General features: G+C 68.1%; 10 protein-coding genes. 5 read left to right on the plus strand and 5 right to left on the minus strand.

From position 1 onward, the window contains the following. Window positions 1–46: 46 nt before the first annotated feature. A complete protein-coding gene (locus tag AC1RIF_RS22935; RefSeq protein ID WP_492603673.1) occupies window positions 47–601 on the plus strand; it encodes a TetR/AcrR family transcriptional regulator in 555 nt (184 codons plus the stop codon). On the opposite strand, the gene ilvA is transcribed toward AC1RIF_RS22935, so the two are convergent. The 3 genes from ilvA to AC1RIF_RS22950 all read right to left on the minus strand — a co-directional run bounded on the left by ilvA (window position 594) and on the right by AC1RIF_RS22950 (window position 4,338). Continuing rightward, window positions 594–1,958, minus strand: coding sequence for a threonine ammonia-lyase IlvA (gene ilvA, locus AC1RIF_RS22940; protein WP_492603674.1), 1,365 nt, complete (start codon window positions 1,956–1,958; stop codon window positions 594–596). The two genes, AC1RIF_RS22935 and ilvA, sit on opposite strands and share 8 nt — an antisense overlap. A 61-nt stretch (window positions 1,959–2,019) precedes the next feature. Continuing rightward, window positions 2,020–3,795, minus strand: coding sequence for a pyruvate dehydrogenase (locus AC1RIF_RS22945; RefSeq protein ID WP_492603675.1), 1,776 nt, complete (start codon window positions 3,793–3,795; stop codon window positions 2,020–2,022). A gap of 105 nt (window positions 3,796–3,900) precedes the next feature. Continuing rightward, on the minus strand, window positions 3,901–4,338 hold the full coding sequence (locus AC1RIF_RS22950) for a nitroreductase family deazaflavin-dependent oxidoreductase (protein ID WP_492603676.1): 438 nt from the start codon (window positions 4,336–4,338) through the stop codon (window positions 3,901–3,903). Window positions 4,339–4,504: 166 nt separating this feature from the next. Between AC1RIF_RS22950 and AC1RIF_RS22955 the strand changes: the two genes are divergently transcribed. The 4 genes from AC1RIF_RS22955 to AC1RIF_RS22970 all read left to right on the plus strand — a co-directional run bounded on the left by AC1RIF_RS22955 (window position 4,505) and on the right by AC1RIF_RS22970 (window position 7,624). Then, on the plus strand, window positions 4,505–4,747 hold the full coding sequence (locus AC1RIF_RS22955) for a hypothetical protein (protein WP_492603677.1): 243 nt from the start codon (window positions 4,505–4,507) through the stop codon (window positions 4,745–4,747). A gap of 109 nt (window positions 4,748–4,856) precedes the next feature. Beyond that, window positions 4,857–5,795 carry an ABC transporter ATP-binding protein gene (locus tag AC1RIF_RS22960; protein WP_492603678.1) on the plus strand — a complete coding sequence of 313 codons (939 nt, stop codon included), beginning with the start codon at window positions 4,857–4,859 and terminating at the stop codon, window positions 5,793–5,795. After that, the gene (locus AC1RIF_RS22965) at window positions 5,792–6,835 is read left to right on the plus strand and encodes an ABC transporter permease (protein WP_492603679.1); all 1,044 of its coding nucleotides are present in this window, start codon (window positions 5,792–5,794) and stop codon (window positions 6,833–6,835) included. The genes AC1RIF_RS22960 and AC1RIF_RS22965 overlap by 4 nt, the downstream gene beginning before the upstream one ends. 21 nt (window positions 6,836–6,856) lie before the next feature. Then, window positions 6,857–7,624 carry a DUF5995 family protein gene (locus AC1RIF_RS22970; protein WP_492603680.1) on the plus strand — a complete coding sequence of 256 codons (768 nt, stop codon included), beginning with the start codon at window positions 6,857–6,859 and terminating at the stop codon, window positions 7,622–7,624. A gap of 200 nt (window positions 7,625–7,824) precedes the next feature. Here AC1RIF_RS22970 and AC1RIF_RS22975 read toward each other — a convergent pair whose 3' ends face one another. Both AC1RIF_RS22975 and dnaE read right to left on the minus strand, forming a co-directional pair. Continuing rightward, the gene (locus tag AC1RIF_RS22975; RefSeq protein ID WP_492603689.1) at window positions 7,825–8,322 is read right to left on the minus strand and encodes a DUF5994 family protein; all 498 of its coding nucleotides are present in this window, start codon (window positions 8,320–8,322) and stop codon (window positions 7,825–7,827) included. A 220-nt stretch (window positions 8,323–8,542) separates the two neighbouring features. Further along, a partial coding sequence (dnaE, locus tag AC1RIF_RS22980) for a DNA polymerase III subunit alpha (protein ID WP_492603681.1) occupies window positions 8,543–10,321 on the minus strand: 1,779 nt, incomplete at its 5' end.

Here is a 10,321-nt window from a genome sequence, read left to right on the forward strand (position 1 = left end):
CTTGCCTAGGGTAGCAGTTCACCGTCCAGCCGGTACATTGATTTTCATGGCCTCCGACACACGCGATCGCATCCTCGACGCCCTCGAAAGCCTGCTGCACGACGTCGGCATCGCCCACGTGACGCTCGAGGCCGTCGCCGCGGCGGCAGGCGTCTCGAAGGGCGGGCTGCTCTACCACTTCCCCAGCAAGGAAGCCCTGCTCGCATCGATGGTCCGCCGCCTGGGCGACCGGTCCGACCAGCAGCTCGCCGATGCTGTAGCCGGCGGACGGACCGTGTCCGAGATCTACCTGCAGTACCCCGGCGCCGACTCCGCGGACGAGATGGCGCTGTACCGATCGATGCTCGCGGCGATGCGCAGCGCCGACGGGCAGCACGACGAGGTGCAGCAGGCCGTCGCCGATGTCATGCGCTCGTGGGACGACGGACTGCTCGCCGAGATCGACGATCCGGTCCAGGCCGAGATCGTGCGCCTGGTCGGCGACGGCATCTACCTCGCGGCCCTGCTCGGCCTACCCGAACCCGATCCGGACCTGCACCGCCGGGTGGTGGACCGATTGCTCGGCACCACCGCGGCGGCGAAGGACGACCCCGCTACGTGAGGTAGCGGTACGCCGGGGAGCCGGGCTCGAGCTGTTCCACCTGCAGGCGCGACTCGCGCATCCGGTCGAGCAGGTCGGTGAGCCCGTCCGCCGAGCCGAGCTCGACGCCGACCAGCGCGGCACCCGTCTCACGGTTGTTGCGCTTGACGTACTCGAACAGCGTGATGTCGTCGTCGGGCCCGAGCACCTCGTCGAGGAAGCGGCGCAGCGCACCCGGCTCCTGCGGGAAGTCCACCAGGAAGTAGTGCTTGAGCCCGAGGTGGACGAGCGAACGCTCGAGGATCTCGCCGTACCGGGAGACGTCATTGTTGCCGCCTGAGATCAGACACACCACCGTGCTGCCCGGCGCGACGTCCAGATGCCCCAGCGCGGTCACCGACAGCGCACCGGCCGGCTCGGCGATGATGCCCTCGTTCTGGTACAGCTCGAGCATCGCGGTGCAGATCGCACCCTCGTCGACCTGCGTCATCGCGAACTTCTCCGAGCCCATCTTCGAACCCCGGCCCGTGCGGGTGCCCGCCACCAACGGCAGCGACGCGTGCGAGACGACGTTCGCACCGAGCTCGGAGACCACCGCGTAGGGCAGGTCGCCGACCCGCTTGACCGCGGCACCGTCGACGAACGGGTCCACCTCGGGCAGCGTCACCGGTCCGCCTGCGACGAGGGCCGCGGTCATCGACGCCGCCCCCACGGGCTCGACACCGACGATGGTGGTCTGCGGCGCGCGCTCGTGCAGGTACGTCGCGATGCCGGCGATGCAGCCGCCGCCACCGACCGGGACGATGACGCTGTCCGGCGCCTGACCCAACTGCTCGAGGATCTCCGCCGCGATGGTGCCCTGGCCCGCCGCGGTGCGGGCGTCGTCGAACGGCGGCACCATGGTGGCGCCCGTCCGTTCGACATCGGCGGCGGCCGCCGCGGCCGCCGCGTCGTAGGTCTCCCCCGTCGGGATCAGTTCGACGAAGCCGCCACCGTGGACCATGATCCGGTCACGCTTCTGCTTGGGCGTGTTGGCCGGAACGTAGATGCGCCCGCGGATCTCCATCGCCCGGCACGCGAACGCCACACCCTGCGCGTGGTTGCCGGCGCTCGCGGTGACGACACCCGCGGCACGTTCGGCGTCGTTCAACTGCATGATCAGGTTGTAGGCGCCGCGGAGCTTGTAGGAGCGGACCACCTGGAGGTCTTCGCGCTTGAGGTACACCCGTGCGCCGGTCAGCGCCGAGAGCCGATCACTGATCTGCAGGGGTGTCGCGTCGATAATGTGCGCAATTCGCTCGGCAGCAGCATCGATCTCGTCCGCGGTGAGCGCGGGCGAGGTGACCTTCAGTTCTGCGAGTTCAGGCGAATTTGACACCCAACCATGTTCCCACTGCGCACCCGGTGCCGCGCAACCGCCCCGCTGTCGGCGGACGGCGTCAGTCCTTCCGCGAGAACTGGGACGGCCGCGGGACGTTCCGGAGATTCGACTTCGCCATCTGAACCGCTTCTCCCACACCGCCGTTCATCACCATCCGCGACATCGCCAGCGCGAATCCGCGCACCTGCTCGCCGGTGATGGTGGGCGGCAACGACAACGCGTTGGGGTCGGTAACGATGTCGACCAGCGCCGGACCGTCGTGGTCGAGAGCCGACCGGAGTCCCGATTCGAGATCCGCCGGATCCTCGATGCGGCGGGAGTAGATCCCCAGCGCCGCAGCAACTGCCGCATAGTCGACAGACGGGACATCGACCCCGAAATCGGGCAGACCGTCGACCAGCATCTCGAGCTTGACCATGCCGAGCGTCGAGTTGTCGAACACGACGATCTTGACCGGCAGCTTGTACATCGCGACGGTGACGAGGTCACCCAGCAACATCGACAGTCCGCCGTCACCCGACATCGCCACCACCTGACGGTCCGGCTGCGCGAACTGCGCACCGATCGCGTGCGGCAGAGCGTTCGCCATCGAACCGTGCAGCGCCGACGACAGGAACCGGCGCCGGCCGTTGGGATTGAGGTAGCGAGCGGTCCACACGTTGCACATGCCGGTGTCGGCGGTGAAGATCGCGTCGGCGGCGGCGACATCGTCGAGGATCGATGCCGCGTACTCGGGATGGATCGGGATCCGCTGCTTGGCCGGCTCGGTGTAGGCCCCGACGACGCGGGTCATGAGCTTGTCGTGGCGGTCCCGGGTTCGGTCGAGGAAGCCGCGATCGCCCTTGGGTTCGACGAGCGGCGTCAGCGCGCGCAGCACCGACCGGGTGTCACCGTGCACCGCGAGGTCGACGCCGGTGCGCCGGCCCAGCTTCTCGGCCGCGATGTCGATCTGCGCGGTCCGCACGTCGTCGGGCAGGAACTGGTCGTACGGGAAGTCGGTCCCGACGAGCAGCAACAGATCGGCCCCGTGGATGCCGTCGTGCGCCGCCCCGTACCCGAGCAGACCGGTCATGCCGACGTCGAAGGGGTTGTCGTACTGGATCCACTCCTTGCCCCGCAAGGAATGCCCGATCGGAGCCCCGATCGTGTCCGCGAGGGCGAGCAGTTCGTCGCGGGCGCCGCGGACCCCGGCACCGGCGAAGATCGCCACCGCGGATGCGGCGTTGATCGCGTCGGCGAGCGCCCGGACGTCGTCGTCCGCCGGCACCACCGACGGGGCGCCCGTCCGCACCAGCGGCGGCGCCGCGCCCACCGCGGGCTCGTCGGCGACATCACCGGGCAGCGTGATCACCGCGACCCCGGATTGCGCGATCGCGTGCTGCATCGCGCTCTGCACGATCCGCGGCGCCTGCGCGGGGATGCTGATCATCTCGTTGTAGCGGGAACACTCGACGAACAGCCGGTCGGGATGCGTTTCCTGGAAGTATCCGGTCCCGATCTGGGTGCTCGGAATGTGCGAGGCGATCGCGAGCACCGGCGCGCCGGAGCGGTTCGCGTCGTACAGGCCGTTGATCAGATGGAGGTTCCCGGGTCCGCACGAACCCGCGCACACCGCGAGCCTGCCGGTGATCTGCGCCTCGGCCGCGGCGGCGAAGGCCGCGACCTCCTCGTGCCGGACGTGCACCCAGTCGATGCCGCCGGCGGCCGATCCGCCGGACCGACGCACCGCGTCGACGACCGGATTGAGACTGTCCCCGACGATGCCGTAGATGCGTTGCACGCCCGCATCGATCAATTGGGAAACAAGTTGATCTGCAACAGTTTTCGCCGCCATGCCAGCCTCCGTCCGAACGGTCCGGAATCGATCCCCTGCTTCTCGCAGGCTACCCGGATCCGGACCGTTCGGCGCGGGGACGACAATTGCGCCCGTGAGCCGGAGTCAGTCCTGCGGCGCCAACACGAACACCGGGATCTGACGATCGGTCTTGGTCTGGTAGTCGGCGTAGGCCGGCCACGCTTCGACCGCACGCTCCCACCACACGGCCTTCTCGTCGCCGGTCACCTCGCGCGCGACCATGTCTCGCTTGACCGGGCCGTCCTGGAGTTCGACGTGCGGGTCGGCGACCACGTTGTGGTACCAGACGGGGTGCTTCGGCGCGCCGCCGAGCGACGCGACGACCGCGTACTGCCCGTCGTTCTCGACCCGCATGAGCGGCGTCTTGCGCAGCTTGCCGGACTTGGCACCCTTGGTGGTCAGGATGACGACGGGCTTGCCCTCCATCATCGTTCCCTCGGTGCCGCCGGAGCGCTCGTACAGGTCGACCTGGTCCGCGGCCCAGGAGCTGGGGCTGGGTTCGTATTCACCGGTGAGAGGCATGACCACCAGTGAACACGGAGTACATGATCTTCACCACCCGAACGTCCGGACGCTGGGAGTTTCGTCCGCCTCCTGCAATTGTTCGCTGGACCGAACTTGTGAGTGGCGATAGTCTGAACACATTGACAGACCCGGCCGAACAAAGCGCGAAACCGAGGTGCACCGTATGACTGCCGCACTCCCCCGGCACGACCGACGGCGCGCTCACGCCACCGTCGACCTGGCCGGAACCGCCTGGCCGCTGTACAAGCTCGAGGCGATCGCAGCCGGGCTCGTCGCCTTCCTGCTCGTGCTCACGGTGGCGCAGGTCCTGCAGACCGCGGTGCTGATCGCTGCGGGTGTCACAGTCGTGGTGTGGTGGGCGCGTCGCATGATGCCCACCGAGCGACCTTTCGATGGCGCCGAGTAGCTGACCCAGCCGCACGCACCCCCGGAATCACGCACTCCCGGAGTACCGGACGAGCAACGCCCGCCCGAATCGGCGTCGCAATTGTCCGAACCGCAGTAGCGTTCGGCCGATGACCCTGTCGACCACCGAGACCGGCATCCGCGCCGAGGGCCTGTCCCGCGCGTTCGGCTCCGTCCAGGCCGTCCGCTCGATGGACTTCGTCGCGCACCCCGGTGAAGTCACCGCCCTCATCGGGCCGAACGGGTCCGGCAAGACGACGCTGCTGCTGATGCTCGCGTCGCTGCTGCGCCCCGATGCCGGCTCGATCGACATCTGCGGGCACGATCCCCTCACCGAGACCTCGGCGGTTCGCGCGCTGCTCGGATGGATGCCCGACACGCTCGGCGTCTGGGAATCGTTGACCGCACGGGAGATCCTGGTCGCCATGGGTCGGCTCTACGGCATCGACCCGAGTTCCGCAGGCCGGCGAGCGGGCGAGCTCCTCGAGACCGTCAAACTCGCCGACCTCGCCGACACCCCGGCCCGTGCACTATCCCGCGGCCAGCAGCAGCGACTGTCCCTGGCGCGCGCGCTCGTCAACGACCCCCGGGTGCTGTTGCTGGACGAACCGGCCTCGGGTCTCGATCCGGGGGCGCGGATCGATCTGCGAATCCTACTGCGCCGCTTGGCGGCCGACGGGTGCACCGTCGTCGTGAGTTCGCACGTGCTGTCGGACCTCGACGAGACCGCCGATCGTGCCGTCTTCGTGGCGGACGGGCGGACTGTCCGCATGCAGACGATCGCCGAGGCAGGCGCCCAGGTCCGCCGCTTCGTCGTGCGTGCCCTCGACCCGGACGCCCTCGATACCTCCCTACTGCGTGCCGGACGCCGACTCGACGCATCCACCGATCGCCGCCCCGGGGACCGGGTGATCCTGGTGGAGAACGAAATCGATGCGGCCGACGCACTGCGGGCCCTCGTCGCCGAGGGCGTTGCCGTGACCGAGTTCGCGCCGGCGACCGGCACGTGGGAGCAGACGTACCTGAGCATGCAGGAGGACACACTGTGACCACGCGACCGACGCTCGGGTACCTGGACGGCGTCCTGACGATCTTCGGACTCGAGTTTCGGCAGCGGCTCCGCACACGCGGTTGGTACGTGCTACTCGTCGTGTGGTTCGCCCTGACCTGCGGGGTCACCGCGCTCGGGCAGGCCGCGGACAATTCGACCGACATGGCCGGCCAGTTCCTGTTCGAACTGGTCGTCGGGTTCGTCCTACTGTTCGCGTTATTGGTGGTGCCGGCGATGTCGGCGAACTCGATCAGCGGAGACCGCGCGTCGGGAACGCTCGCGATCCTGCAGGGCACGCTGCTGCGCCCCGGCCAGTTGTTGTGGGGCAAGTGGCTGGCCGCCTGGGTCGCGTCGCTGGCCTTTCTCGCCGCTGCCGTGCCCGCGCTACTGTGGGCGGTGTTCAGCGGCGGCGTCCATGCCGCGAGCCTGCCGGTGTTCGTCGTGATGGTGGCCCTCGAACTCGGCCTGATGTGCGCGATCGGTATCGGGATCTCCGCTCGCTCGCACCGACCACTCTTCGCGGTGACCGCGACCTATCTGCTGGTGGCTGCGTTCACGGTGGGGACGCCGATCGCCTTCGGCCTCGGTTCGGCGTTGACCCGCGAGGAGATCCGGGCCCCCAGCGTCGTCGGCTGGGAACCCGACGACGACGGCGGCAGTGGGCGCTACATGTGCAGCGAGACCCAGACGACGTCGTGGACACTCCTGCACACCGAACGCACCGCCTGGATGCTCGCGGCCAATCCCTTCGTCATCGTCTCCGACGCCGTCCCCAAAGCATCCGACACCTCCCAGGACTTCGGCGTGATGGGATCGATCAGTTCGGGCGTCCGCGACGCGCAGCGCGGCGGCGGCGAGGATATCCCCTGCCTGACCGACCGGAACGCGCCGACAGCACCGACCACCGCACGACCCGGACCGATCTGGCCACTCGGCGTGGGCATCCAGGCCGTGGTGGCAGCCGCCGCGCTCGCGGCTGGCCACCGGCGGCTCAGAACACCGATCGGCCGCCTGCCCACGGGCATGCGCGTGGCGTGAGGACACTCGAGTTCGGGCGGCGTGAACGAGATCGAAGCAATCGTCAATCTGAGTGATACGTCCACGTTGTCGGATTCGGGCCTCGATCGGCTCGAGGTCGCGGCCGAGCGGCACCGCCGCATCACGGAAATCCTCGTCGCCCACCGGGACTGGCGTGGACTGTTCTCGGTCGGCCTGAACGCGGTCGAGTACGAGGCCGTCCTCCCGCTGCAGCGCGATCCCGTCGCGCTCCCCGATCGGCGTTGGTCCCCCGCCATCAGTTACGACCTACTGGCCCGCTATCTCCGCAATCTTCACGCCGAGTTCTCCGGCGCCCCCACCGACCCCGCGTGGGCGAACTACTTCGAGATGACCCGGCAGTGCTCACTGAGCCCGGCGCGGGTGGCGATGGCCGGCTACAACGCCCATCTCACCGTCGACCTCGCCCACGCGGTCGCGACCAGCGGGACCACCCCCGAGAATGTTCCCGACTACTACGAGATCGTCGATTCGATTGCGGTGAAGGGCGGCTCGATCGTCACGCTCTCGAAAGAGCTCTACGGCGCCGATCTCGGACCGCTGTGGCGGTTCTACTTCCTCGGCGAGGGACTCGACCGCCTCGCCGGGAACAGCGAGCCGTCGACGTTGCTACTGCGCGCCGCCGACGCCGGCTACAACACCATCACCCTCGCCAACGGTTTCGCTCTGCAGAGCCCCGCGACCGCACAGCCCGCCGACCAGGAGATCGACGGGCTGTGGCGCGCCACCGACGGCGCCCTGCAGACCCTGTCGGATATCGGCGGACTCTGACCGATCGGAGGATCGCCATCCGCGAACGAGGCCGACGAGATCGTCCACCCACCGTCCAGCGCCTACCGGGATGACGTGATCCGATTCCGAATGTTCTCGATCGACTTCGCGACACCCGGACCGACCGCGCCGAACGTCCACCCGATCCGCCCGCGGCTCGACACGAGAACCATCCGGGACGACGCGTACCGCGCGGATCCTCAGCGTGCCAACGCTCCGCCCTCGCCGTCCCACCGACCTTCCGCGAGCTCGCGGTCCGCCCTTCGGGCAGCACTGCGGAGGCCCGCCATCAGAAGATCGTCCGCGGTGGTCGCGTCGTTCGGCGCGGCCGCCCGCATCATGGTCCGATGCGCGTACCCCGGATCGGTCTCCGGCGCGAGGACCAGCAGGGTCATGCGCTCGCGGTTGACCCCGACCACATACACCGTGTTGATCGGCTGATAGTGGTACCCGTCCAGGCGAACCGAACGACCCAGTGCCACAATTCGATCGGGCGTCCGGAACCAATTGGCCAGGCTGTACACGACGCGCTCGACCGGGCCGATTCGGACCGAGAGCACAGCCAGCAGGTCCGGGAGTTCGTCGACGAGACTTCGCGAGCGCGGCCACCACGCGCCGTCCACGTATCCGCTGCCCGGAGCCTTGGGCTTCAACCTCAACCGCGGCGTGTACCGCGGACCGTCGACACCTCGGTGCATGGCCGGTCCGGCTGAGGACTTCCCCGTAGGCTCGAGCTGGGTGCGCTGTAGCGTCATGACGACGCTCCTGCCTCGGCCGAGAATTCGGCCGGTTCATTTCAATCGACAGACGACGCGGCCTCGAATGCCCGCGTGCGAAGTGCCGTCGACAGCCTCCAGCCTACTCGCCCACGCTCCGACGTCGGGAACCGTCGTCAACGCGGGCGAGACCTCCTCGACCTCAGCCCGCCAGGCAGCTCGGCCCGAGCAACGCCTTGAGGTCGCCCATCAGCGCCGATGACGGCTCCACCCGCAAGACCTCGTCCACTTTCCACAGCGACGTTCCACGGCTGCCGATCAACCGCACGTGGACGTCGGAGGTGCCGGGGTGGCGGGTGAGCACCTGTTTGAGGGCGCCCAACTTCTCCTTGGTGCACTGCCGTACCGGCAGGCTCACCGCGACCGGCTTTGCGACACCGATCGCCGAAAGATCAGGCACAGCAAGGTCGTTCGCGATCAGCGAGACCCGATCGTCCCGGATCGACACGCGCGCCTTGACGAGCACCACCGAGTCCTCGACGACATCCATCCCGTACACCGAGTACGCCTGTGGGAAGAACAGCACCTCGATACCACCGGAGAGATCCTCGAGCTGCGCGGACGCCCACGTCAGGCCGTTCTTGTTGATGCGGCGATTCACCGACGCGAGGATGCCACCGACGGTGACCTGGGTGCCGTCCTTGATGTCGCCCTCGAGGATGGTCGGAATCGCGGTGTCCGACTGCGACGCGAGGACGTGCTCGATGCCGTTGAGCGGATGCCCGGAGACGTACAGGCCCAGCATCTCCCGCTCGAGCGCCAGCCGGTGCTTGGTGTCCCACTCCTCGTCGGGAATCTTCACGTTGAAGACCGACGTCACCGACTCGTCCGCGTCGTCGCCGCCGAAGAGGTCGAACTGGCCCATGGCCTCGGCCTTCTTGGTGCCCATCACCGCGTCGATCGCGTCGGCGTGGACAAGCATCAGGCCCTTGCGGGGATGGTCCAGTGAGTCGAATCCGCCTGCCTTGATGAGGGATTCGGTGACCTTCTTGGAGCAGGCCAGTGCGTCGATCTTCCCGAGGTAGTCGGAGAAGTCGGTGAACTTCGACTTCTCCGTGCGCGCCTTGATGATCGACGCCACCACGTTGGCGCCGACGTTGCGCACCGCGCCGAGTCCGAACCGGATGTCCTCGCCGACCGAGGCGAAGTTGACCTCCGACTCGTTGACGTCCGGCGGCAGCACGGTGATGCCCATCTTCCGGCAGTCGGACAGGTACACCGCCGCCTTGTCCTTGTCGTCGCCGACGGACGTGAGCAGGCCGGCCATGTACTCGGCCGGATAGTTGGCCTTGAGGTAGGCGGTCCAGAACGAGACCAGCCCGTACCCGGCGGCGTGCGACTTGTTGAACGCGTAGCCGGCGAACGGGAGGATGGTGTCCCACAGCGCCTTGATGGCCGGTTCGGAGAACTCATTCTTCAGCATGCCGTCACGGAAGCCGGCGTAGGCCTCCTCCAGCACCGAGAGCTTCTTCTTACCCATGGCTCGACGGAGGATGTCGGCCTGTCCCAGCGAGTAGCCGGCCACCTTCTGAGCGATCTGCATGATCTGCTCCTGGTAGACGATCAGGCCGAAGGTGTCCTTGAGGATCTCCTTGAGCGGCTCCTCGAGCTCCGGGTGGATCGGCTTGACTTCCTGCCGCCCGTTCTTGCGGTCGGCGTAGTCGTTGTGGGCGTTCATGCCCATCGGACCCGGGCGGTACAGCGCCAGGACGGCGACGATGTCCTCGAAGCCGGTGGGCTGCATGCGCCGCAGCAGGTCCCGCATCGCACTGCCGTCGAGCTGGAAGACGCCGAGAGTGTCACCGCGCGCGAGCAATTCGTACGTGGCCGGGTCCTCGATCGGCAGCGTGTCGAGGTCGATGTCGATGCCGCGGTTGGCCTTGATGTTCTCGATCGCGTCACCGATGACGGTGAGGTTGCG

The organism is Prescottella sp. GW823-FHT02E09 (assembly GCF_058797375.1).

Bases quoted from the DNA above. Each gene is read 5' to 3' on its own strand.
- AC1RIF_RS22945 (WP_492603675.1), bottom strand. From the start codon at position 3,795: ATGGCGGCGAAAACTGTTGCAGATCAACTTGTTTCCCAATTGATCGAT.
- AC1RIF_RS22950 (WP_492603676.1), bottom strand. From the start codon at position 4,338: ATGCCTCTCACCGGTGAATACGAACCCAGCCCCAGCTCCTGGGCCGCG.
- AC1RIF_RS22960 (WP_492603678.1), top strand. From the start codon at position 4,857: ATGACCCTGTCGACCACCGAGACCGGCATCCGCGCCGAGGGCCTGTCC.
- AC1RIF_RS22975 (WP_492603689.1), bottom strand. From the start codon at position 8,322: ATGCACCGAGGTGTCGACGGTCCGCGGTACACGCCGCGGTTGAGGTTG.
- AC1RIF_RS22955 (WP_492603677.1), top strand. From the start codon at position 4,505: ATGACTGCCGCACTCCCCCGGCACGACCGACGGCGCGCTCACGCCACC.
- AC1RIF_RS22935 (WP_492603673.1), top strand. From the start codon at position 47: ATGGCCTCCGACACACGCGATCGCATCCTCGACGCCCTCGAAAGCCTG.